The sequence below is a fragment of the Neobacillus sp. WH10 genome, assembly GCF_030123405.1.
Taxonomy (GTDB): domain Bacteria; phylum Bacillota; class Bacilli; order Bacillales; family Cytobacillaceae; genus Neobacillus.
The window spans coordinates 5172942-5196839 of record NZ_CP126110.1; the positions used below are offsets into that span (position 1 = coordinate 5172942).

31 protein-coding genes and 1 pseudogene are annotated in these 23898 nt (G+C 33.6%); 8 read left to right on the top strand and 24 right to left on the bottom strand.

The genetic code is table 11. The annotated features are described in order from the left end of the window. Window positions 1-66: 66 nt before the first annotated feature. Window positions 67-963: a carbohydrate ABC transporter permease gene (locus QNH20_RS24965; protein WP_283920618.1), complete on the bottom strand. Its 897-nt coding sequence runs from the start codon at window positions 961-963 to the stop codon at window positions 67-69. An 18-nt stretch (window positions 964-981) separates the two neighbouring features. Further along, window positions 982-1854, bottom strand: a complete 873-nt coding sequence (locus tag QNH20_RS24970) for a carbohydrate ABC transporter permease (protein WP_283920619.1) — start codon at window positions 1852-1854, stop codon at window positions 982-984. Window positions 1855-2386: 532 nt separating this feature from the next. Between QNH20_RS24970 and QNH20_RS24975 the strand changes: the two genes are divergently transcribed. Both QNH20_RS24975 and QNH20_RS24980 read left to right on the top strand, forming a co-directional pair. Beyond that, window positions 2387-2521, top strand: coding sequence for a hypothetical protein (locus tag QNH20_RS24975; RefSeq protein WP_283923504.1), 135 nt, complete (start codon window positions 2387-2389; stop codon window positions 2519-2521). Window positions 2522-2857: 336 nt separating this feature from the next. Then, a complete protein-coding gene (locus tag QNH20_RS24980) occupies window positions 2858-3181 on the top strand; it encodes a nitrous oxide-stimulated promoter family protein (protein ID WP_283920620.1) in 324 nt (107 codons plus the stop codon). Between the two features lie 582 nt (window positions 3182-3763). Here the strand turns inward: QNH20_RS24980 and QNH20_RS24985 are convergent. Continuing rightward, on the bottom strand, window positions 3764-3964 hold the full coding sequence (locus tag QNH20_RS24985) for a cold-shock protein (protein ID WP_027322326.1): 201 nt from the start codon (window positions 3962-3964) through the stop codon (window positions 3764-3766). Window positions 3965-4382: 418 nt separating this feature from the next. Here QNH20_RS24985 and QNH20_RS24990 point away from each other — a divergent pair, with 418 nt between their 5' ends. Further along, window positions 4383-4823 carry a YaiI/YqxD family protein gene (locus QNH20_RS24990; RefSeq protein WP_283920621.1) on the top strand — a complete coding sequence of 147 codons (441 nt, stop codon included), beginning with the start codon at window positions 4383-4385 and terminating at the stop codon, window positions 4821-4823. Between the two features lie 176 nt (window positions 4824-4999). Here QNH20_RS24990 and QNH20_RS24995 read toward each other — a convergent pair whose 3' ends face one another. The 7 genes from QNH20_RS24995 to QNH20_RS25025 form a co-directional block, all read right to left on the bottom strand. Continuing rightward, window positions 5000-5161 carry a DUF3934 domain-containing protein gene (locus QNH20_RS24995; protein ID WP_251528308.1) on the bottom strand — a complete coding sequence of 54 codons (162 nt, stop codon included), beginning with the start codon at window positions 5159-5161 and terminating at the stop codon, window positions 5000-5002. 205 nt (window positions 5162-5366) lie between these two features. After that, window positions 5367-5531, bottom strand: coding sequence for a hypothetical protein (locus QNH20_RS25000; protein WP_283920622.1), 165 nt, complete (start codon window positions 5529-5531; stop codon window positions 5367-5369). A 198-nt stretch (window positions 5532-5729) separates the two neighbouring features. Then, window positions 5730-6605, bottom strand: coding sequence for an SMI1/KNR4 family protein (locus tag QNH20_RS25005; RefSeq protein ID WP_283920623.1), 876 nt, complete (start codon window positions 6603-6605; stop codon window positions 5730-5732). Window positions 6606-6826: 221 nt separating this feature from the next. Further along, window positions 6827-7153, bottom strand: a complete 327-nt coding sequence (locus QNH20_RS25010) for a hypothetical protein (protein ID WP_283920624.1) — start codon at window positions 7151-7153, stop codon at window positions 6827-6829. A gap of 264 nt (window positions 7154-7417) precedes the next feature. Beyond that, window positions 7418-7666 (bottom strand): hypothetical protein, encoded by a 249-nt coding sequence (locus QNH20_RS25015; RefSeq protein ID WP_283920625.1) that lies wholly within the window; start codon window positions 7664-7666, stop codon window positions 7418-7420. A 291-nt stretch (window positions 7667-7957) separates the two neighbouring features. Beyond that, a complete protein-coding gene (locus tag QNH20_RS25020) occupies window positions 7958-8413 on the bottom strand; it encodes a GNAT family N-acetyltransferase (RefSeq protein WP_283920626.1) in 456 nt (151 codons plus the stop codon). Between the two features lie 866 nt (window positions 8414-9279). Continuing rightward, window positions 9280-9753 (bottom strand): DinB family protein, encoded by a 474-nt coding sequence (locus QNH20_RS25025; protein WP_283920627.1) that lies wholly within the window; start codon window positions 9751-9753, stop codon window positions 9280-9282. 185 nt (window positions 9754-9938) lie between these two features. Here QNH20_RS25025 and QNH20_RS25030 point away from each other — a divergent pair. Beyond that, a pseudogene (locus tag QNH20_RS25030) lies at window positions 9939-10777 on the top strand (tyrosine-type recombinase/integrase). A gap of 255 nt (window positions 10778-11032) precedes the next feature. Here the strand turns inward: QNH20_RS25030 and QNH20_RS25035 are convergent. From QNH20_RS25035 to QNH20_RS25055, 5 genes are all read right to left on the bottom strand, one after another. Next, window positions 11033-11221, bottom strand: a complete 189-nt coding sequence (locus tag QNH20_RS25035) for a helix-turn-helix transcriptional regulator (protein WP_283920628.1) — start codon at window positions 11219-11221, stop codon at window positions 11033-11035. Window positions 11222-11241: 20 nt separating this feature from the next. Further along, window positions 11242-11559, bottom strand: coding sequence for a hypothetical protein (locus QNH20_RS25040; protein ID WP_283920629.1), 318 nt, complete (start codon window positions 11557-11559; stop codon window positions 11242-11244). Between the two features lie 182 nt (window positions 11560-11741). Beyond that, window positions 11742-12383 carry a DUF4272 domain-containing protein gene (locus QNH20_RS25045; protein WP_283920630.1) on the bottom strand — a complete coding sequence of 214 codons (642 nt, stop codon included), beginning with the start codon at window positions 12381-12383 and terminating at the stop codon, window positions 11742-11744. Window positions 12384-12515: 132 nt separating this feature from the next. Further along, entirely contained in the window at window positions 12516-12869 is a 354-nt protein-coding gene (locus QNH20_RS25050; protein ID WP_283920631.1) for a hypothetical protein, read from the bottom strand. A gap of 675 nt (window positions 12870-13544) precedes the next feature. Continuing rightward, window positions 13545-13871 (bottom strand): hypothetical protein, encoded by a 327-nt coding sequence (locus tag QNH20_RS25055; RefSeq protein ID WP_283920632.1) that lies wholly within the window; start codon window positions 13869-13871, stop codon window positions 13545-13547. 345 nt (window positions 13872-14216) lie between these two features. On the opposite strand from QNH20_RS25055, the gene QNH20_RS25060 reads away from it, so the two are divergent. Next, the gene (locus QNH20_RS25060; RefSeq protein WP_283920633.1) at window positions 14217-16067 is read left to right on the top strand and encodes an amidase domain-containing protein; all 1851 of its coding nucleotides are present in this window, start codon (window positions 14217-14219) and stop codon (window positions 16065-16067) included. 89 nt (window positions 16068-16156) lie between these two features. Here QNH20_RS25060 and QNH20_RS25065 read toward each other — a convergent pair whose 3' ends face one another. The 3 genes from QNH20_RS25065 to QNH20_RS25075 form a co-directional block, all read right to left on the bottom strand. Then, complete coding sequence (locus QNH20_RS25065) at window positions 16157-16474, bottom strand: outer surface protein (protein WP_283920634.1); 318 nt, start codon at window positions 16472-16474, stop codon at window positions 16157-16159. 123 nt (window positions 16475-16597) lie between these two features. Continuing rightward, a complete protein-coding gene (locus tag QNH20_RS25070; RefSeq protein ID WP_283920635.1) occupies window positions 16598-17260 on the bottom strand; it encodes a replication-relaxation family protein in 663 nt (220 codons plus the stop codon). A 112-nt stretch (window positions 17261-17372) separates the two neighbouring features. Then, window positions 17373-17753: a hypothetical protein gene (locus QNH20_RS25075; RefSeq protein WP_283920636.1), complete on the bottom strand. Its 381-nt coding sequence runs from the start codon at window positions 17751-17753 to the stop codon at window positions 17373-17375. A gap of 228 nt (window positions 17754-17981) precedes the next feature. Between QNH20_RS25075 and QNH20_RS25080 the strand changes: the two genes are divergently transcribed. Continuing rightward, a complete protein-coding gene (locus QNH20_RS25080) occupies window positions 17982-18410 on the top strand; it encodes a DinB family protein (RefSeq protein WP_283920637.1) in 429 nt (142 codons plus the stop codon). 175 nt (window positions 18411-18585) lie between these two features. On the opposite strand, the gene QNH20_RS25085 is transcribed toward QNH20_RS25080, so the two are convergent. The 5 genes from QNH20_RS25085 to QNH20_RS25105 form a co-directional block, all read right to left on the bottom strand. Next, window positions 18586-19521 carry a hypothetical protein gene (locus QNH20_RS25085; protein WP_283920638.1) on the bottom strand — a complete coding sequence of 312 codons (936 nt, stop codon included), beginning with the start codon at window positions 19519-19521 and terminating at the stop codon, window positions 18586-18588. 157 nt (window positions 19522-19678) lie between these two features. Next, the gene (locus QNH20_RS25090) at window positions 19679-19849 is read right to left on the bottom strand and encodes a hypothetical protein (RefSeq protein ID WP_283920639.1); all 171 of its coding nucleotides are present in this window, start codon (window positions 19847-19849) and stop codon (window positions 19679-19681) included. Window positions 19850-20019: 170 nt separating this feature from the next. Beyond that, window positions 20020-20367, bottom strand: a complete 348-nt coding sequence (locus QNH20_RS25095; protein WP_283920640.1) for a VOC family protein — start codon at window positions 20365-20367, stop codon at window positions 20020-20022. A gap of 187 nt (window positions 20368-20554) precedes the next feature. Continuing rightward, the gene (locus QNH20_RS25100) at window positions 20555-20926 is read right to left on the bottom strand and encodes a VOC family protein (protein ID WP_043931838.1); all 372 of its coding nucleotides are present in this window, start codon (window positions 20924-20926) and stop codon (window positions 20555-20557) included. Between the two features lie 205 nt (window positions 20927-21131). Then, window positions 21132-21311: a hypothetical protein gene (locus QNH20_RS25105; protein WP_283920641.1), complete on the bottom strand. Its 180-nt coding sequence runs from the start codon at window positions 21309-21311 to the stop codon at window positions 21132-21134. 435 nt (window positions 21312-21746) lie between these two features. Here QNH20_RS25105 and QNH20_RS25110 point away from each other — a divergent pair, with 435 nt between their 5' ends. Further along, window positions 21747-22142 carry a DUF3888 domain-containing protein gene (locus QNH20_RS25110; protein WP_283920642.1) on the top strand — a complete coding sequence of 132 codons (396 nt, stop codon included), beginning with the start codon at window positions 21747-21749 and terminating at the stop codon, window positions 22140-22142. Between the two features lie 96 nt (window positions 22143-22238). Here QNH20_RS25110 and QNH20_RS25115 read toward each other — a convergent pair whose 3' ends face one another. Beyond that, complete coding sequence (locus tag QNH20_RS25115) at window positions 22239-22433, bottom strand: hypothetical protein (RefSeq protein WP_283920643.1); 195 nt, start codon at window positions 22431-22433, stop codon at window positions 22239-22241. 464 nt (window positions 22434-22897) lie between these two features. Here QNH20_RS25115 and QNH20_RS25120 point away from each other — a divergent pair, with 464 nt between their 5' ends. Next, window positions 22898-23854 carry a sporulation hydrolase CotR gene (locus QNH20_RS25120; RefSeq protein WP_283920644.1) on the top strand — a complete coding sequence of 319 codons (957 nt, stop codon included), beginning with the start codon at window positions 22898-22900 and terminating at the stop codon, window positions 23852-23854. Window positions 23855-23898 lie beyond the last annotated feature (44 nt).

The window sequence follows — 23898 nt, forward strand, 5'->3', positions numbered from 1 at the left end:
CCTTCTATGCTCTCCCATACTACTATTTTATCAAACATGGAATTATAATAATTAGTAATGTAACCATTAATCCTTAGCACCTGATAACTGAATTCCTTTGATTAAATATTTTTTTGCAAATCCGAAAATCAATAACATTGGTGCCATATAGAGAATAGATGCAGCGAAACTAATGCCTCTTGTATCTTGTATGATTTGCGATAAATAAAGTGACAACGGGAATTTTGATGGATCATCTAGAAAAATAAGTGGTTGTTCAACCATGTTCCAATAATCAGCGAATAATAATACGACTAATGCTGCAAGTCCTGGGCGAATCAGTGGCAAGATGATCTTCATAAAAATCGTAAAATGACCTGCCCCATCTATTTTTGCAGCCTCGATATATGAATAAGGAATCGTCATGACGAATTGTCTGAGTATAAACACACCAAACGCACCAAATACCCCTGGAAAGATGATCGCTCCAAAGCTATTTAAGAGCCCCAATTTGTCTGCAATAAGATAATTAGGTACAAGTGTTACTTGAAATGGCATCAACATAGTAACCATATATACCAAAAATAGCGTATCTCTTCCTTTAAACTTTAGTTTTCCATAGACATATGCTGCAAGGGATGCCACAATCAGTTGACCAAGTATGATTGGGATCACCATTAGGGCTGAATTTCCATAAAATTTCATATTTGATTGTTCCTTGTCAATGAAAGATTGTTTCTTAACAAAGAATGCTTTATATTGTTCAAACGAGAACTGGTCAGGAATCAACTTCAAATGGATGAAGGAATTTTTATGCGCATTATCTTGTTGACTCTTACTTTCTGAAGGATAGTGACGGCTAATTTCATTCTCTGTCATAAAAGAATTTGATAATGTAAAAACGACTGGAAAAACCATGATTGCCGCCATAAGCAATAAGGAAAAGGTTAAAATCCCTTTGCGAATTAACGTATTTCTTTTCATCTTATTCACCCCTCGTTCCTAGCTCATAAATTTTCGATAGCGACGTTCGATTACGAAGAAAATAAACACTAAGATTAAAATACATAAGACCATTAATGACGCAGCAGCGGTCAGTTTTTGAACATGTAATGAAGTAAACATATTGTTCATATAGTGCTGAATCATATAAATTCTATCATATGGATAATCTCCTGCGATTAGATAGGTTTCACGGAATACTTTGAAGGAGTTAATAATGCTCATTAAGAGTACAAAAAACATTGTTGGTGTTAAGTAAACCAGAGTGATTTGTCTAAATTTAAAGAAACGACCTGCGCCTTCCATTTCAGCTATTTCATAATAATCTTTGGGTATATTTTGAAGACCTGCTAAGAATATGATCATGTTGTAACCAATGTTTTTCCATAAATAAACTAGAGATACAACGACGATCGACCAATCCGATTTCATCCAATCAATTTGTGAAAAACCCATCTTCACCATCCATAAATTAATTGTTCCGTTCCAATCGAATAATATCTGCCATAGCATAACAATCGAAGCAACTGGTACAACAATTGGCAAAATAAATGAACTAATAATTGCATTTTTAAACATGACGGTTTGATGCAAGCAAAGTGCCAATATTAAAGAAATGCCGATTACTAGTGGAACATTGATTGCTGTAAACCAAAATGTGTTTGTGGCTGCCTTTAAAAAAGAAGCACTAGCTAACAACTCTTTATAATTAAAAAGACCAACAAATGAACCACCAACCGCCCCATCATTAAATGAATAGATAGTACCCATTACAAAAGGGATTAGATAGAAAAGGGAAAAACCTATCAAACTTGGTAATAAGAAAAATACTGCAACCTTACCATCATTATTTAATTGTTTACGTATTTTCATGTACTCACTTCTTTCTATATTTGAGTATTTAATTAATTGATTGATTAATAATTCTGTTCGGAAAGAAGTATAGCCTAATGAAATAAAGATGAGATAAAGATTAAATAAAGATTAAGAGGAAAAGTGATTATTATAAAAACAAAAAAAAAGCTAACGGATTTGTTAGCTTTTTAAACTTTATTTTGAATTTCTTTTTTCTTTTCGATTACAATAAATAGTCGCTCCACTCTACAATTTGGAGAACCAGCATTCAGTTTTATTAAATTTCATTAAAAAGTGTATTAATCTTTCTTGGATAATGCACAGCATATTTCTACTCTTATTACACTCCCGTTAGCACAAGAAGAAAGGGTCGCCGTAGTAACCTCCGTTCTTCAACTCTTGCACCCGTTACTTTAATTAAGAATACTCCATCATCGAGAACTGTTGGAGGTGGATAAAATGAAAATCAAAGACGAAATGACGATTGGGGAAGTCGCCCAGCTAGCGAATGTAGCAACCAGCCATCCGGCACTGGGAGAAAGAAAATCTCATTGTCCCGAATCGACGTCCAGAAAATGGATTCCGCCTCTATACAAGAACGCAACTAGTCTCATCATCTGGAATATCTCAAGGTTCTTTATATAGGGCGGTCAATAGAAAAAAGCTTGAAGAAATAAAAAAATAAGGGGCATTCTTCTCCCGTCCGATTACTTTGCGGTCTAGAGCAAGACCCCTGTCACTTTGCCTTTAAGCTCCTGGATCGATCTCAAAAAAAGCAAAGCCAAGGCATAGTCCAATTTATTATTTGTAGGCTATTTTCGTAAACATTGCTTTTTTTACAATTTTAAAAAAACTATTTCACTCAATAAAAAGAAATACTATAAAATGTTGATTTATAGCTTTTTTTAATATCCTTTTGTCCTTAATTTGTTAAGATTCCTCCGTAAAAAGGAAGAACCTTGTGGTATGGTCAAATTAGATAAATAAAGGCAGACATTCACAAAAAGGGAGGCTTATGATCATGAGTAAACAACGAAAACAACCAAACAATGGTCCAAATATTCAAAAGGAAAAAGAAATTGTCAACGAGATGATCGGATTGTATTGTCGGAAAAAGCATCATCGTGATGTGCTCTGTAAGGAATGCCAGGATTTAAAGGACTATGCCTTTTTGCGACTTTCTCTCTGTCGGTTTGGTGAAGAAAAATCTGCTTGTTCAAACTGCAAGGTGCACTGTTATAAACCAACGTATCGGCAAAAGATGAAGGCTGTCATGCGTCGTACAGGACCATGGATGCTTTTGTATCATCCGATTTATTCGGTAAAGCATATGTTCAATAAGTAATAAATTCCAACCTGAGTGTTTATTAGATAAAAAAGCCACACTCTTGTACAGCAGTTTTCTTCTATTAGGGGTAGTGACAGTTTTGCTGGTACTGCACCTATTAGATTTCCAAATGAATGGGCTGCATGATGTAATTCAGGTCATAAAATTGGAAGTTGGACAGGGCTATATTTGTATTCCTTCCACTTTTGAAGCGATTAACCAGCGCTTCTTTTTTTCGTCTTTTGTGTCTTTTACGACTGAATTTATTCGCCATTCGTGCAATATGTGTCAATTATGAAGTTAATAAACAACTTTTTCATCAACTAACCTCCCGTTAGCACAATAAGAAAAAGTGATCCTACGTTATTGAATCATAGCACATGATTTATTCCAGTCTGTTTCTATATTGCCAACAGAGTTTTTCTCTTAATAAAAAATAAAAGGAAATTAGGAGATCCACAATTTATATGCTACACTTGGTTTACCATTTGATTTACTGTTTTCAAGTACCCTACTCATTTTTGAGTGGGGTTATTTGTTTTTCTAAGAAAAATAAAAAACAGACTCTAAAAAAGAGTCTGTCCATGTTTGGCATTTTATTTAAGCTTTACGAACGTTAGCTGCTTGTGCTCCACGTTGACCTTGCTCAACATCAAAAGTCACTTCTTGACCTTCTTCTAATGTTTTGTACCCTTCGCCTTGGATAGCTGAGAAATGAACGAATACGTCTTCTCCACCTTCACGTTCGATGAATCCGAAGCCTTTTTCGCCATTAAACCATTTTACTTTACCTTTTTCCATGTTTGTTGCCTCCTAGTGTGCTAAGCACACACAATGTATTACTATCCTTGCTCTCAGTGATCATCAAGACAAAAAGTTTTTACTAATACTATCCTTTACACCGAACAAAAATAATTCTTCTTTAAAATAGCATTTTTTGAAGTTATTTGCAAGGAACCCTAATTCTTTAACTATAGCACTCCTATAGTCTAAGTAGAAACCTTCACAATCTTTTCTACACTTTAACATAATCCATTCCCTTAAATGTGAGGGTTCCAGAATCTGGACTATTTAGAAAAGAAGCCTTCTTATTAGAGAAAAGCGCCCTTTAATAGAACAACTGTATTTTAATGATTTTAGGTAAACCATCTTTATCGTTTGACAAAGGCTAAATTTGCCATTATCATCAACTCAAACTTATTTACGGGGAGAGGTAAAGATGAAAATTTATGTTGATGCAGATGCTTGTCCGGTAAAAGATATCATTATCTCTGAAGGTACGAATGCTGAAATTCCTGTTATCCTTGTTACTAGCTTTTCTCATTTTTCTAATGCGGAACAACCATCAGGAGTGGAAATCATTTATGTTGATTCTGGAGCAGATGCTGCGGATTATCGCATTATGAAATTAGCGGAAAAAGGAGATATAATCGTTACGCAAGATTATGGTCTTGCTTCGCTAGGTTTAGCAAAAGGGTGTGCGGTACTTCACCATAATGGGTCTAGCTATACAAATGAAAACATTGAACAATTATTACAAACACGTTATTTGAGTGCAATGGCTCGAAAAAGCGGAAAGCGTACAAAGGGGCCAAAACCATTTACATCAGAAGATAGGGAGAAATTTAAGGGGCTTTTTAAAAGAACAATTTCACATTAAAAAAGAACCGTTCATTTTTAAGAAAAACCTAGAAAAATAAATTGTGACAAATATTAAAATAACCTGCCCCGTTAGCTGAAAAAGAAAAAAGCGAGCTCCTTTAAAGGAGCTCGCACACGTTGGGTCATTAAATAATTGTATTTATTCAGCATCCGCTATATTTCGGATAAGTGACTTTAACTATTGCTCGTGGGGTCATTTTCAACATCCGTTTTTTTTGTACCTTTACTTATATAAGGTTTTGCACTCTTTTTTTTGTTTGCACTAGCTTGCCAACGATTCCAACCCTTCTTGTCTGTTCCTCTCCCGGTTCCACCTTTTCCTTTAGCTTTACTCATAAAATCACCCCATTATTATTCTAGGTTGAGTTACCTATCTAGTTAGTTTTAGTCATTTTACTCGGTTATTAACCAAGCATATTGCAATAAATAACATCCTTCCAGTCACCCATACTATTGTGTAGAAACAATAAACTAATATCGACTTCACGGAATTTCCTTTTTTCGCTAAACTCCCGTTAGCACAATAAGCATTTATACCAATTTATTGATTAGTGTCTTTTTCCAACAATTTAATAATCTTATTGTTTTGCTCAACTTGGGTGTCACTATTTCTTTTTATCTTATAAGTCCATACTAAAAGAAAAACCACTGCCAAAGGCATTCCAATTGTAATTAGCAAAGACCCAAAACCCATAACACCAATCATAAAGAATCCCCCTACTATTTTTCCTAAATCATACCATTTATTACATTCCAGTCCCTTACATAGTATGAATTTTTCTTGAACTAATCTGCCCGTTAGCCGAACAAGCAAAAAGACCGCCGCAGCGATCTCAACTTTAACTATTGCTACCCGTTAGCTGAATAAACAAAGGTGTAATTCACTGCTCGTTGGTGAATAGCATTATTCCTCATCTACAAAGTCAATCATCACTCCAACAACCTTTTTTGAAATGTTATATTTTACTTTCACCTCGTACAATCCGTCACCATAACCAGACATTGAAACCGCACCATCTGAGACAACTCCCCCCTGTGCATCTGAAGCAACTACCTCATCAAATTGGATGGCTTCGTTTCTACCAAATGTTTTAAAATCAAAAATTCCTGCTTGTGCAGAGTCAACTCCAATCTGTTTATCGCAAACATGCCATTTTCCACTTGGTTTCTTTTCCCCATAAAATACAAATAAGTTTTTAACAACTTCATCAGGAGTATAAGAAATGGAAGCTGTCCAATTACCATTTTTCACATTTAAAAGCACGATTTGCAACTCAGCTTCTTCATCCACTTTATAGTATGGGTCAGTAACAATTAGCTTTCCACTTTCAACCATAAAAGTGCCAAGTTTATTAGACTTATTAGTATTCACTTTCGGCACATGCCGATCAATAAATTCACTTAATGATAAAGACGCATATTTGCCTAACCCAGTTTTGTAATTCCAAGTATAAATTAGTTCCTGCATAAATCTTTTCCTAATTCGATAGCAAAGTTTGTCACCACTCATTTTTTCACCAATACAAACCATATCACTCGGTAGATTTTTGGGTCTGTTCTGATTTTGTTTTACTATATCAATTATTAATGCCGTTTTTTCATTAGTTTGAATAGGGAACAAAGTCCAATCGCCAAATTTTGCTCCATTCGTTTCTAAAAAAAGTTCCTTGTATTCATCTGGAAAAATAGCACCAAGTGCTTTTTCTTGTTTTTTCAATTCAACTAACGACACGCCAGCCACTTTCGAACTTGGATTAATCATGTTTATTACTTTCTTCATCTCTTCCTCCATGATACTTACGGATTACTTTGTCATACTACATTCAAATTAACTATGAATGTTTTCGATATTTATTATAAAAAACCCTCTATTTATTCAATAATATAAAGCATTTCTTCTTCAACCAAACTCCCGTTAGCTCAAGAAGAAAGGGTTGCTTGTAGCAACCCCCATTCATTAACTCAAGCACCCGATACTTTAAGTCCCCTTTAAACTTGGGGTTAGACTTTTATTAGCCTTCTAACTAATAATTTCATTAGGAGAATACAGATATAAGAGATTACGGTTATTATTAATATTGAAAAAGAATAATTAAAAACCAGTAAATCGGTTGCGTTTTCCTTGGGATTTAGTAACCCTAATGTAATAGGAAAGTCTCCCTCCATAGGAGTTAACGATGTGTTCTGTTCAATAATCGGTAGTGGAAAACCAAGTCTAAGATGGGATAAATCATTAGAATTTGACACAATCACTGTATCTAATATTGGGGAAATTGAAACTGCAAGCCATCCAAAAATTAAAGAAATAAAAAAAAGGCGACGATTCATTTGGATTCTCCTTTAGTTTTCATACTTAAATTTTACATAGAATTTCTATGTATGTGAACCCATATTATATAAAGTTTTATTAAACTATCCTGCCCGTTAGCTGAATAAGAAAAAGACCCACCTGGTTTGCAGCTGGATCTTCAACTCTTGCACCCGTTACTTTAAGTACAACATTTCACAATCTTTCTTTGTATAAGGCTATGTTTATTAATATTGTTGATTTTTCTTTAAAAAAGAAAAAGTACATTGTGAAAGTTAATCCACCTAAACCATTAAATAATCAATTAGAATACCTAAGAAGATTAAACCAATACCAATCGTAAAATGAATCTTCTTTTCATTTAATTTTGTCTTTTCAAAAATAGTAAAAATAATTCCAATTACACCAATAAAGACTGCACTTCTTAAGAAATACGATGTATTTACAAGAAAGAATTCAGGAAACTTTTGAACAAGACCAGAAATTGTACCTAAAACAAATAAAAATAGAGGAATCCTTAGTTTCCAATACATTTAATCACCTCAACTTTATTTTCCAACTAAATACTTATACGTTTTAAACGAAGCAGAAGTTTCTCTTATTGGAAATAAACAACAATCAATTATCACTTTTTGTTAAACTAGCCTGCCAGTTACTTGAATAAGGAAAAAGCGATCCTTCGTTTATTGAAGCATCGCACCTTTTAGTTGAAGAACAATTCATATGATGGAATTCTTTATGTCAACTTTTTAAGCAAATCATGTTCTAATAACAATCAAATGTTAGTACACTTTGAATAACTTATTCAAATAAACATAATAAAATTACTTTATTTCATAGTTTAACCAAACTTGTTTTTTTGCTCTCATCTTGTCATATAACTTTTGAGCAACTTCATTATCATGAGCAGTTTCCCAAATCATATGAGAATAATCATTTTCTCTAACGTAAGAAAGACAAGTATTAAATAATCTTTCACCAACCTTTTGACCCCGTATATTGGGTGTTACAAACAAATCATATAAAAAAGCCATCCGTTTTACCTCTAGTGTATTAAACGTGAAGTATAATGTAGCAAATCCAACTAATCGGTTTGTTTCCGTCTCGGCAACAAACTGGATACCTTCATAAGGATTTTCAAGTAAATGATTAATCAATTTTTTGAGTGAGTCTTCACTTGGACGAGGGCACTTGTAGAAATCAACGATGTACTGGTTCATTAATTCAAAAAGTTGTGGGATATCATCTTTTGTAGTAGTCCTAATATTTACTGTTTCCATTTTTTGTTACTCCTCCCAATTATATTCATTAATAGGTAAAGCAACTTTCGTGCCAAAAAAATAACAAACAATATAAATATGTATTAATTCGTATTTTTTTAATTAACCTACTTCGTTATTGAATAACAACATTTGTCTTCAAACACCATAATTAACCAATTGGTAGGCATAAAAAAACCACCTCCTAAAAGGTGTTGCTGCTACGTATTATCGTCCGGAAGCGATAGAAAAAAGCCAACAATTAATTTGTTGACTTCAATATAAAACAAAAGCACCCGTTACTTTAAGTACATTCGTTCACATAGTATTTTATATGATGAAAAACATTCCTTATTAGCTTACAACTTTCTTGTGCTGGTCTTTTCTAATGAATTCCGTCGGGCTCCATGTTCATTTTTACTTCGAACATATGAATGGAATCATTCCAAGGTTGCAAGGAAAATAAAATGTACATTGGAAAGAATTTGGACTATTTCACCGACATGTTTGCATCATTCTACCCTTTTCAATCCTAGCTAATTATCCGTATTATCCGGTTAGGATTAACAAAAACATCTTGGAAAAGTATGATAATAATGATTATTAAAAAAAGGACAGTGACAATTAATAATTTTTCTTTATTTTTAACTTTTTCATCCACTCTTTTTTGCTCTATTTCCTTCCTGTATTTTTTTTGAAGCTGACTCCTTTTATCATCCATTCTCATAAGAATCACCATTATTAATTTAATTTTTATAAAATTATATAAAAAAGAGTTCTATTTACAAAAGAATTGTCACATTGAAAGTAAAAAATAGAAACTTGCATACTATTAGCTTCATAATAATTGGAGATATTGAACAAAAGCACCCGTTCGTTTAATTAGTTTAATAGGTTTGGTTCCCTTGATATGCCTTCTTTACCCGTTCAATTTGATCAAGGTGGTCGCGGACATGTTGCACTCGGTATTCCAACAATTGCTTAAATGTGAACCGCCCCTGATCGACATACACCCCCACTCGCTTGCTTTGTTCACTAGTTAGATGGTCCAGAATAATCTGCATACTGGAACGTAGCAATTTGAAAATAAGTAAATGCTGTTCATGGTCCAACAAATCATACCCCAGGTTATTAGCCCATGCGTCTTGGTCAAATGAAATCAGAATCGGCTCATCCTCCGCCAAGACTTTTTTTAGCCGAGATGTGGACGAGATCTCGGAATCCGTTACATGTATGAGGATTTGATGAATGCTCCATTTGTCCGGTGCGGGCTTGTAACGAAGCTCCTCCTCGGTTAATCCTTCGATGGCTTCCCGAAGCATTGTGTATCCTAAGGTGTACTCCTTAATTAACTCCTCCAATTCAATACCTCCTATTTTCAAGTAGTGCTTATTAAAATACCAATAAATATATATTCTTGTTTTGGGTAAGAATCCTTTTATCTATTCTTCAACAAACCTGCCAGATCGTTCAATAACCAATGTTTTCACTTCTATAATGAAGGCAATAATTCCTCTAAATATAGCCATTTTAGGAGGGATTTATTTTGCTGTTATCAAAAGCTTGGGAACTTTACGAATCAGATAAAAGGATTGAAGGGTTCTCTCCACAAACACTAAAAGCATATAGACTTCAATCAAAGTTACTTATTCACCATTTTAACGACGTGAGTATTGAATCTTTAACGACGAATCATTTGAAAGAGTACTTAGCAAATTCCAGCATACACTTAAAACCATCAAGTTTAGCTCATCGAATTCGATTCATTAAATCAATTTTTCGCTGGTCACACGAAGAAGGGCATATTTCAAAGAATCCAGCGGCAAAAATCAAAGAACCTAAACAAGGTAAACGAATTCCAAAATTTTTAACAGAGGGGGAAATTGAACTTTTGAGGGAAGCGTGCTTAACTCCAATGGAGAAGGCGTTATTTGAATTTATGTTTTCAACAGGGTGTAGAATAGGTGAAATTGTTTCTCTTGATAAAAATTGTATTAATTGGTCAAATCATTCCGCAATTGTGCTTGGCAAGGGTGATAAGGAAAGGGAGGTTTACTTTAATATACGGTGTGAAATCTGGCTCAAGCGATACTTAGACCTTCGATACGATAAAGATCCAGCTATTTTTGTTACTGAACGGCACCCACTTAGAATCAGTATTGGAAGATGAGGTACATCATAAAACGAATTTCAAGTCGGGCTGGGATTAACAAAGAAATTCATCCACACCAACTACGCCACAGCTATGCCACACACTTATTGAACAACGGAGCTCCCATTGATGTTATTCAAAGTCTACTAGGACACGAAAAAAGCGAGACCACTAGGATTTATGCTCAATTAAGTGGAAGCCTTAGAAAAGAATTTTATAGAAAGTATTTTTAAAAATGTAGTGAAAAAGGCAACGGATTTTCCGCTGCCTTTTTCACTATTGCACCCGTTTGTTTAAGTACAATATTTCACAATCATTATTATGGAATAAGAAAAAAGCGACCTTCTCCTTGAAGAATCGCACCAATTGCCAAAAGCACCATTGGATTATACCCTATGACCCATTTTCTATATTAAATATTCCAAAAAACTACTTACTAAAATTTATTGACCAGTAATGATTAAACAAAATTAAATGCTCATAGTTAGTCAGGGGAAAAACAATTCATCTACTTTTACACCAAGGATTTTTGATAAACGAAATGCTAATTCAAGAGTAGGATCATATTTGTTATTTTCAATAGCATTTATGGTTTGTCGCGAAACCTTACTATACTTAGCTAATTCCTCTTGTGAATAGCCTAGTTTTTTCCTTAAAGTACGAATGTTATTTTTCACAAAAATTCACCATTAAACACCTAATTTGCACTCATTTTTCTATTATTTATAATGAAGAAAATAAAATAACTTACAACTGCAACAAGGAAATAATCAACCTCTGGGTAAACCAAGGGTACATTGTCTAAACGCTTATCATTCAAATGAAAGAAATTAAGTAGGAAATTAGTGATGAAGAACAAAATTAAAGTTGTCCAACTTTGTACAATTGCTTTTTGTTTTATTTTCTGTTTTCTTTCGTCATCATTGGTTTGAAATACATAATCCTTGCTTCCAGTAAACCAACTTACAACAAATAGCCATAATATCGGAATAATTAGATAAAAAATCCATTTCAAATTTCATACCTCCAATGTAAAAAACATTTTACACAACAAATGGTAAACTATGTAAAAATAAATGTCAAATACTTTTTACATTTATAGAAATTCTTTATTGCACTAAACTGCCAGTTACTTGAATAAGAAAAAGGCGATCCTTCGTTATTGAAGCATCGCATCCGTCAGTGAAACAAACAAGGTTATGTACTCAAATCTATTTTTTCCCATTCTTCACCAGGAGTAACGACCCATTCGAGTGCTTTTCTTCTTTCCATAATCGTGCCTTCGTCAAGCTTATTATGTTTTTTCCCATTTAACCGTGCATCAACTAAATACCAATGAAGCCTATAATATAAATCGACTTGTTCATATATTTCCTTATCATTTCTCATAAGTGTTTGAGCTTCTAATGTAGAAAAATCCTGCTTTTTTCTAACATCTGGAACTATTTTGATTAAGTTATCGCCTACAGGTTCATCTATGCGAAAGTTATTGTTTATACCTAAGACCCAAACTAAAGCCCATAGGCTTTCAACATACCATTTTAACCTCATTATCTCTGTTGGCGTAACTTCTATCTCACTTTTCTCTAAAATACCCTTTTCAAACTCTGTGACATATTGAAACAAATCCTGTTCTTCTATCCATCCTTTAATTATAGATGGAGGAGCTTGATGTGCAATATAAACCATTCCAGCCATAATGGTTACTCTTTTAATAATTTCATTGCTATTCCGTACACCTTGATAATCCATTAAAGGTAAGTTTGGGTTAATTTCCGCACCATATTTTTTGATTTTTTCTTCTGATTGTTCCTTTAATTTAAAGAAATTTAATTCCATAAACTTCACCTTATTTCCGAAGTTTTTCAATTAAAACTTATTTCGTTAGGTCAATAGTTCTACAAAAAGTGCGTTAATCCTTCTTCAAGTAACCTGCCATTTAATAAAAATCAAACTTCTTTTAGAAACGAATTAAAAAATACTTGTTATGTCCCTCTTTTTGTATTTATCCAGTACACTTTGGGTTTTGTAGTAAGTTGTAAAAACTTCTATAGCATCGTCAAGATTTAATATCTCATTGCTTTTCAATATTATCTCGCCGCCACTATACTTAATAGTTGCATCAATTATTGCAGAACTCTCAGTTCCTAAAACACTATGTTCGAAACTATTACCAGATGATTTTCTATATTCAATAGTCATTTTCTCAATTGAACCAGCACATTGAACATAACTATAATCATCGTAAGACAACGTACAAAAAGAACTAATTTCATGATTCATTTGTTTTAAAAAATCTATTATAAATTCTAAATCTACATTCACTTCTTAGTGTTTCCGTTAGGCTCATAACATTTTGCATTTTAGGGTGCCAACGGAAAAAGTCATTTACATCGTTTGTATCCAAATTATCTAAATGGAAAATCTTATTGCTATTAATACCAAAGAAGTGTTCCATTGAGTAAAAATCAAACTTATCATCCAGTACAATATAGGAAACTATTTCGAAGTCCTCCCCCCTTTTTAAATCATTAGCGAAAAAATAATCTTCAATCATTGATACAACGCTTTGTTTCAATTTCGTAATCCCCAATCCCCTTTCATATATTATTTATAAAAAAAAAGGCTCAAAATAGAGAGCCCTCAAAAATTCTTCATATATACTTATCTATTTGAATGATAAAATCACACGCTAAATTCCTTTTTCTTAAAATTAATAAAACCCAATTCGTGGTTCCCAGCTGCTCGAAAAAAGAGCTTTAAAAGATTCAAGCAGCATGACTTGAACTGGAAAGTTAACGAGTCAGGATAAATAAATGCGGAGCTATGATTTATGTATGCGGAGGTTCTACCAACAGAGACCGAATCAGTTGAAACTTCAGCAGACGATTATAGAACTGACTATTTTGAAAAGTAAGGGGATTTTCACGGAATCTTTTTCCATTGTTAACAATCATACATAGCGTTGTTATGTAGTGAATTCTTAAAAAAAGTCTGAGTCTACCGTCTTTTTTTCTTTTTAACCTTCATTTTTGTAAAAATCAAGGCTATAAAAAAACCTAAAGGTAATATAATATCAGGATTTTTTACTATCATAACTACACTCAATACTGCGATAAATAAGCCGATTATTCCTAAGCATCCTCCGAATGCGTCAGATGTAGATGCTTTGTAACGAGCTTTTCTAAAAGTTGATTTGTAATGCCTTTTGTAAGGAACGTAAGTTCTAAGGTCCATGTTACTAGGTTTTTTATAGAAATTATTATTTCGTTTGCTATAAGTATTTCCCATACTTCTTTTAATAAGTGGATTTTTTCTTCTGGTCATAGTTGCACCTCAAGTAATTTAAAACATAACGCTATTTAATTATATTAAAATTGTCCAATTAAATATATGGCTTAATGTTCCGGATACTACCTGTTTTTTCGATAACGAGTGAAAAAGCATCCAAATAGATGGGTGTTTTTTCATGTACATAATTGTACTTATGTAGTGAATCTTCAAAAAACAAGTAAATTTTTTGATGAAAGATAATATATTTCTGCAGTATTCTCCAATAAATACTATTTTTTGATATTTTTTTGAATAATTTTCTAAAACTTTGGAAACATTGTAGATTTATAGTAAATTTATAATTGATTTATACCAAAATAGTAATAATGGAGGTCTATTATGGGAAAGATGGTAAAAAAGTTTCTTTTAATTACTATTATTTTAATAGTGTCTATACCTGCTAATCTAACGGTATATCAAGGGAATTTTCTAGGATTACAAAGTGTCAGTGTTAAAGCTGCAACACTAAATGGATGGGTGTTTAGTGGAAACTTTTGGTATTATTATGTGAATGGTGTGAAACAAATAGGTTGGCAATCTATTAATGGCAAGTGGTATTATTTAGATCCTTCTTCAGGTGCAATGAAAACAGGTTGGCTAAAAGATGGCGAAAGATGGTATTACTTTGATTCAACAGGTGCTATGTTAACAGGTTGGCAATCTATTAATGGCAAGTGGTACTATTTATTGCCAACAGCAACTAATGAAAATGAAAAAGTCGGTCAGATGAAAACAGGTTGGCTAAAAGATGGCGAAAGATGGTATTACTTTGATTCAACAGGTGCTATGTTAACAGGTTGGCAATTTATTAATGGCAAGTGGTACTATTTATTGCCAACAGCAGCTAATGAAAATGAAAAAATCGGTCAGATGAAAACAGGTTGGCTAAAAGCTGGCGAAAGATGGTATTACTTTGATTCAACAGGTGCTATGTTAACAGGTTGGTTAACATTAAATAACGAAATTTATTATCTTAATACTAGTGGTGTTATGGTAACTGGAATGCAGTACATAGAAGATAAAAGAAAGTGGTTTCAATTTAACGATTCAGGTCAACTTATTAAGAAACAAGGATGGCAGACTCTTAATGGCCGTCAAGTTTATTATGATTTAGACGATTATGGGTTACTTACTAACAGATGGTACTTTGTAGATAATCAATGGCGTGAATTTGATTATAATGGTTATTTAGTAGTAACACCAAATGATAGTGTTACACTAGGCGAGCTTGAAAAAGCGTTATTGGATTATTTTTCACAGAATAATATGCCATATAAAGTAGGTACACCAGAGTACAGTCAATACTTAATAAAGCAACTAGAGCAACATGATGATCCAAAATTGGCTAGACATCCACAATATACGCTCATACTGGCATATGCAGCTGAGTATTTACATGAACAGACACTCGCTAAAAGCCAGAGTACCAGCTCAAATGATATGAATAAGACAACTATGGCAAAAACCCAAATGGATACGGAACAAACCTTTAATATGAATGAGGTTGCTAATAAAACTATTAAACAGATAAAAGAAGAAATTGCGTTAGAAGATGAAGAAGTTCAACAACAAATCGAAAATAAGCAAAAAAATACCACGAATTCGATTACAACTATGGGTGTAGTAGATCCTTATCCATATGATGCAAATGCAGCAGTTAATTATGCTTTAAAGTGGGCTTTGTACCGAAATTTGGATTATAGAGACTACGATCCTATTGGTTCAGATTGCACTAACTTTGTTTCACAAGCAGTTTATGCAGGTGGCAAAGGTATGGTGGTTTCTCCAGGAATTGATTTATTCAGTCCTTGGGTTATTGATAAAGATAATTATTGGTTTACTGTCAAGGTCCCTATAGCTCTTGGTATAGTCGATATTAAATCAAGTGCATCATGGGTTAATGTAGAAGCTTTTTATAAATATTGGGCACCACGTGTTAACTATGTTGAGGAAACTTGGAGTCCTATGCAAATTTATTATGATGCACGACCTGGAGATGTTCTCCAGTATAGATATGCTGGATCTGGTCGAAGGTGGCATAGTTTATTTGTTACAGGTAAGGATACTAATTTAAGAACTTTATATATTAGCCAACATGTTACAGATAGAAGAAATTACGACTATGGTAAAATTAATAAAGATAAAAATGGAGATTCGAAGTGGATATACTTAAGATTTACTGCAAACTAAATAATCACTACTCTTTATAATTTTTCCGTCAGTATAAAAATAGGCTGCTCACATTGGCAGCCTATTTTTATATATATTTTTAATATAATTTATTCATCTTCAAATATATATATGAAATTTTCACCGGTATGCTTAACAACTATCACTTCTCTATCGTTTTTTTTAAAAACGGTGGAATCACCTTCATGAGCGACTTTTTTCCAACCATTAAACCATAATGTTAAGGAATATAGAATGCCGGTTGAAGAATATTTAAAATCTTTAGAATTTTCATCTTCAATATATTTTGCTAGAAGAGGAACAGGAAACTCCTTAATTTTAGATTCTTTACCAAGACTAAAATAAAAAAAAATTCCTACTAATAACGTTATAAGAAAAAATATTAGAATGTTTTTTCTTTTTATCATCACTAATTTCCAGCTCCATTTCTTTTATCTTAATTATAGAACTATATTATTTTAACTATCAACTTGTTTCTTTAAATCCTATTGCTTATTGCTATCCTGCTTCAATAAAAGGGCCTTGGAACTCTAAATAGTTTTTAATTTAAATGATGAACTACTCACCTTTATTGGTAAGTATTCTGTCTTTTTAGGCTCAAACATTTTTACTAGGTGTTCAATGTGCGGCACTTGGTGAAATTTTATAAAGGGGCTATCGATTTTGTATAGTGTATCTGTAATCATAATCACGGCCGGGAATACCTTTTTGTTTTGCGGCTGCCACGCTTCTTGTTTCCATTCGTTGCTAAGGTAATAATCCTCATATCGTTTCACCTTCTCTTCCATCACTTTATCCGAATAGATTGAACGTTGGATTTCCACAAAGAACGGCCCTCTCTTCCATAACATAAAGGCATCCGGTTCCATATACCCTTTTCCGTACTTAGGCTCGACTATGAAGTATTTAGGTGACTCATATTTGATCAGGCTTTTATAGAATTCAGCAATTTTCAAGAAATGCGGTATCTTTGTGGAGTCCTTCTTGATCGGAGACGGTGAAGCGAAATAGATATAGGGTAACTGCTTAGTACTTACCTCAATATATCCATCTCTTCTCAATCGTTTCAGGACCGTATTACAGCACGTCACGGGCTGTTTGAGGCTATTAAAATGCAAATTGATGATGTCATCCCTAGTAAGGCATCTAAAACGCTGCAGGTCATTTAAAATGGCCAGGTCTCTCTTTTTCATTCGTCCAACACCCCGAATACTCCATTTTCGTTTTCTTTTAAATCAATCACGTTGTTAAAAGCGTTTGTAGGCTGTTTAAAATGGCCTTTCTTTTTAGGAGACTTATAGCCTTCTAAAATCTTTTCGCCCTATCTAGATCAAGGTCATCAATCCATTGATAATAATGCCCCATCTCGTGGGCAATAGAACCAAGAATTGCTGCAAGTGCATCATCTTGTCCGTTCTCTTCCAATAATTCTCTATAGTCACCTGTAGCTATTCTTATGTATGGTTCTTCTCTTTTATCGAAAGGTGCACAGAATGTTGCAGATACTAATTCATTAGTGAATTTATTTTTAATTTGATAGTCTTTTTTGAGGTAAACAACAACTCTAATGGGAAATTCAAATTCTTTTCTTAGCCATTTTGCAAACTCAAGACAAGCTCTTTTTACTTCTGGATGAACTCCTTGTTCGCATCTAATTCTTAATCCAGTCCTTGGGTAATCAGCCATTTTCTCTGCCTCTTTTAATAGTTTCTACATATAATAGAATCAATATAAAAATACCTTTTCCTTCTTCAACTATGCTACCATTTAGTTAAATAACAAAATTAGTCGGAAATGGTTGCCGTTAAAGGATTATTTACACAGAATTAAGAATATAAAGTAATAAAAGTCAGAAAAACTGGAGAGTGGCGACATGATTCATGATATTAAGGAATATGTAAAATATTTAGATGGATGCAATATCTGAAAGCAATACCTAATGAACTCCTAGATTGGAAGCCTTCTGAAGATAAATTTTCTACAGGTGATTTATTGCGACATATCGCATCATCTCGATTGATGTTTCTTGGTATATTTGAACATGGTTCCTGGACATACACAGGGCATGATACTGGTAAGGGGTCTTCTCTTGAGGATATTTCCAATTATTTAGAAGCATGTCAGATTAAACTAACAGAGGGTCTATTACAAGTTGGCAACGATTTGTTGACAAAAAAGGTTTTAACCCTTCATGGTCATGAAGTTAGTGTGTGGAGAATACTTATGGCAATTCCTGAACATGAAATCCATCATCGTGGACAAATCTCTACATATTTACAAATGAACAAAATTGAACCACCTCAAATTTTCGGATTAAAAATTGAGCAAGTTAAAACATTATAATTTTATGAACGTGCTTTGGACATAACCGTTTATCCAAAGCTTTATTTTTATGTCTTGTTACACTAAACTGCTCTTTAGTTTAATTACAATATTTCACAAAGAAAAAAGAACTTTCATTTAATGAAAGCCCTTTTTGTGGCATAGAGTATAGGTTCGAGTTTCTTTAATAACACGCTTAGTTTTTTACACATTTGATAGGATCAATTCTGATGGATTCCCAGTTTCCTTCAGAATCCTTTTTAAATTGAGAAATTAATACATCTGTATCATTTGTTAATTGATAAAAGATAAACCGATAATCGGCTCCATCCGTACCAATATAATTAATGGTTTTGACGTAACCATCTTGTTTAGTAGGCAGCTGTTTTTTTATTAACTTGCACCAGTTTCCATACATAATACCAACGACTGCTTCCGCATCATGCTGCCAGAGATGATAGGGTGCACATAGGAAGTCCTCTCCGTACAATTTCATCTGGTCAATTTTATACAGGTTTTGAACTTTTTTTAATTGGACATAGCCGTAATAATAAGCAAAATAGGTGACACCTTTTGATGAACCTTCGATGCTTTCTAGCTCAATGAAATAAGGAACAATGCCTTTTTCATCAGGAAGTCTGTTCATCTTAATTAAATTAAGATGTCCAATTCCAGCAAACGACTGAAGATATTCATTATAGGAAACCCTTTTGTGATAGTCTTTAGTAAAAAAGTTATAAGCAATTGGATAGGGCAACTTTGCCATCCCCACAGTTCCGCACCCACCCAACTGGTTTTGAGTGAGGTTTTCTGCCTCTCTTAATATACTAAAGTAGTTTAAAACAATTTCATCAGGAGTCCGAGTTAATGTTGCAGGGAGTTTAATTTCTTTGTAGTTTTTTTCATAATAGGGATCAAAAAATTGGATGTTCTTGACAAGGGTATTTTTAATAGGGAGGCGGGAAGGACGAAAGTATTTCTCGGCATCACTGGTACTTATTAACGAAGTTTGGTTTCGTTCAACTGGTTGACCAAATATTTGCGGTTCGTATTGAGATCCCATAACGAGAGTCAATTTTTTTCTGGGATAATGATTGAACGTCCGATTTATCCATTTTGTAAAGTGTTTCAATTAGACTCCCCCCTTCAAGAATATACTGTTTTACCTTATTCACTTTTTTGCAAGATTATTAATATTTATGATATTTTAAAAGTAGCCACTAAAGTAGAATCGGACCTCCATTCTTGCGCCCATTAGTTTAAGATGAATTATTGTAGTTGGGAGAAGATTATTGATTTTTATTCCTTAATCCACTTTTATCCAGGTCATTTATTTTCAACAATAACTCAATAAGCAAAGAACATATAATACCAAATGCGATGAATCCTCCATAAATCCCCATTAAAAATAATCCATATCCCAAAAAACTCATAAGAATTACAAGAGATACAATACGCATATGCAATCCCCCTTCTACAAAAAAGTATTACTCTAATTTATGTTGAGGAATAAAGGTTTAGGAGGATAATCTTCAACTAATCTGCCCCGATTGGAACAAGAAAAAAAGTCGCCGCAGCGACCGTATTTAAGCACCCGTTTATTCAACAAAATATGAATCATTACAACCTGTTATTTTTCCCATAGCTCAACTAGTCTACCTTCAGGATCTTCAATCCAAATAAACTTACCAAATTCACTAATCTCTTTTTCCTTTACAAGAGGTACACCAATTTGTTCCAGATGTTTAATAGTCTCGTTTAGATTATCAACTTGGAAATTTAACATCACTTGCTGTTCTGTTGGGAAATAGCTGTCATCTTCAGTAAAGAAAGAAAAGATAGTTTCATTTCCTGAATGGGGTTTGATAATAGTCCCATTCCAATTTTCTATTTCAATCTTCAACACTTCACTGTACCATTTTTTTATAGCATCTAGATTTTTAGTCCTCCAAAATATTCCCCCGAAACCTTTTATCATAATAATTATCTCCCTCACTTCTCTAATTTCATTAATTTTTCTACTAAATTAGAAATTCTAGAAATAAAAACAAATTCCTTCTTCCACTAACCTGCCAGTTACTTCAATAAGAAAAGCTACATAATGGCAGCTAAATCCTTAACTATAGCACCCGTTAATGAAATAAGGTAATTTATTTATTATAATCTTACCAGTGTACTTGAAGTTTATTACCATTTGGGTCATAAAAGTGGAAAAAGGCATGACCATTATCTTCTTTTATATCCTCGACCTTAACTTGATTATCAATTAAGTGTTGATGAAATTTGGATAATTCTGGACTTGTAAAGCCAATGCTAAATTCTTGTTCATTATCAATTGTAAAATGTGCAAATGTTTCATCTTCGGTAGGAACTAAGATAAGTAAGAAAGGTCCTTCATTTACTTTTAAAATCGCAAGTTCCTCAGTAATGTTTAATAACTGGAGCCCTAATACATCTCTATACCATTGTGCAGACAGTTCTAAATCTTTTACAGGAATTCTAATATAATGTACTTGTTCAATAAATGATTTACTCATAGCCTTCTCTCCTTTATTTAATCTGGTATATCAAATAGTTCCCTTTCTATATACCTTTTTCCTTCCGATTATTGAATTAACCTGCCAGTTACTTCAATAAGAAAAGCCACCTAAATGGCAGCTGGATCTTCAACTATTGCTACCCGTTACTTTAAGTACACTTTTTCACAATCTTTTGCTTCCAACCATTCTGGTAAACCTCAATCTACAAATCAAAAATTGCATTCAATACATAAAGTAAAAGCAGTATAAAAAGACAAATGCTAACAGTAGCTGTCCCTATTTTATTATCATTTTGAGCTTCTCTATTCTGTTGTTTTATCTTTCTATATATGCCTTGAACCTTATTTTTCTTTAGGTTATTAAGTTGACGGTCTTTGCCCACTGATTTCTCTCCCCTTAAAAAAGCTCTAACTAATTCATTCACCTCTTGAATCATACTTAGATAAAATTTTTAAAATTGATTTATTTAAATTATTTAGTAAATACAATCCTCTAAAAATACTACCCACAATAATACCAAAGGCAATAACTCCACCGACCTGCGGGGGACCTATCATAAGTAATATGAACCCTAAAATTGTACTTAAAAGAATAGATAGAAACAAATACATAATAATCCTCTACTTTCACGACATTTTATATTAGTTAATATTTCTTCTACAATTACGGAAACTCCTTCTCCAATTAAATTCACCGTTAGTAGAATAAAAAAAGGCTGCCATAATGACAGTCCTGATCTTCAACTCTTGCACCCGTTAGCTTAATAAGAATTTCTTTAATTGTTCATTCTAAGAGAAACATGGAATGGAGGATTTTTATGAAAAAAAGCCTTTTAATATTGATTGCCTGCTTCTCTCTTTTCTCTTATTCACCTGTCAAAGCTGAAACCGTAACTAAAAATGATGTACAGTTGCGTGATGACTTGATTTTCATTATGCTTTATCCCTCAATTCAACAGGAATTGAAGAAGCAATATGGCGAAATCAAACAAAATATGTGTGGTAAAATAACCCAAATCAAGCAGCTGCCAATAGGCAGTTACTTATTTAATGTCACAGTACAGGTAACAACATTTGAAGGTGCTCATGGTCCTCCCAATGATTTAATGACGATCACTTTTAGCAATGAAAAAACGATAGAGTGGCAGGCTATTGATTTCAAAAGAAGAAGGTTAAAGCCAAATGAAATAACTAAATGCAGGCATCCTTTGTAAAAAGGGTGTTTTTTTATTCGGTTATATACTTAAGCTAAACTTGTACCGTTAGTCAAATATTGTTATTGAACATCATCTGTACTATGTACGTTTCCATTATTCGATTACTATACTATAAGGAATATTAAGTTTATCCCAAACCCAAGCCTGAAAAATTCTATCCATTTCTATTTTTACTGCTTCATCATCCAAATTCTCCACAATACCTAATTCTTTAAAAGTAAATGTTTCTATCGCCTCTGTACCTTCATATTTTGAACTACTGAATGAAAAAGTAACTGTCTTACCCATTGGTTCCTCCTTCTATTTTAACCTTGCATAAATTTGTTTAATTACAGTTTACCGTATTCCTTCTTATTGCACTCCCTGCCAGTTACTTGAAGAAGAAAATGGCATTACCTCATTGTTGAAGTAATGCACCCGTTAGCTTAAGTGAAAATCATCACAATTTTTTTTTGAAAAGTGAGGCATACCAGCGCTTTGGCCTTTTATTGTCTTTAAAGCTTTTTTTGGATGTACATTCTGTACTTATTCATCACCCATAACATACAACGAGTATGTGCATAAAAAATTCTTGTTTGGCTTGCCAGTCTCATATATTCTCGTCGTAGTATTTTTTATATACTATACTCTATTGTTTCTTTCCATAGATATTTAGCAACATAGTACGTTCATGCTCTTTGTCCATACAACTGACACCAGACAAACATATACTGAATAATACCTTTGATTATAATAGAGAGGAGAAATCAAATTTGACAAGATATCGGATCATCTCCTTTGATGGAGGCGGCACCTTAGGTGCATTAAGTTTACAACTTTTGAACAGACTGGCTCGACAAAAACCACAATTAATTCGTCGAACCAATATTTTCGCGGGGAATTCAATCGGTTCATTCACTGCCCTTGCGTTAGCAAGTGGCAGATCGCCGAAGGAGACACTTCAGTATTTTAAGAATAAAATCCTACCTGCATATAGCGTCTCCCGACCAGGTGGACCTGTTTTTAATCAACAATTACCATATTCCGGTTTTATCGAAGCGGTAGAATCATTTTTTCCAGCAGATCTTCGTCTCAAAAACTTTAAAAAACGAATTGTTGTCCCTTCATTTCAATTATTCTCACCGGAGCTGAATCGTTGGACTCCTGTGTTATTCCACAACTTTCCTGGCTCTCCCTATTTAAATGAAAAAGCAAGTGATGTAATACTACGGAGCAGTGCTGCTCCCGCTACGCAACGAGCCTATCAAAACTACGTGGATGGGTTTGTCATAACCACTAACCCTAGTACAGCTAGTATCTCGTTTGCAGTGGATAAAGCCAAACAGCCATTGGATCAAATTGCGGTCTTATCCATTGGAACAGGTGAAGCCCCAATTCAGTTAAGAAGAGATACGAAGGGGTGGGGGATGGTGAGTGCAGATAACATACGCCCCGAAAATCTGAACAACCTTCCTCCAAATTGGGGTGTCCTTTTCGACCGATCGCCCAATGAACCCTTACTACCATTCCTTCAGCTTGTCAGTAATGGAACCAGTTACTATGAATCCATGGTCAGTTCTCAACTTTTAGGAGATCGTTTTTTTAGGTTAAATCCACGAATCCCTAACTTCTCCAAAACAGATCCTTCCGTGTATCCTGCTCTGATTGAAATTGCTAACAATACCAATTTACAACCTGCAATTCAATTTATTGAGAAAAATTGGAGCTAACTTTCGTTGAAGAGCATACATCCTCCGGGCATTTCTGAAGTCTA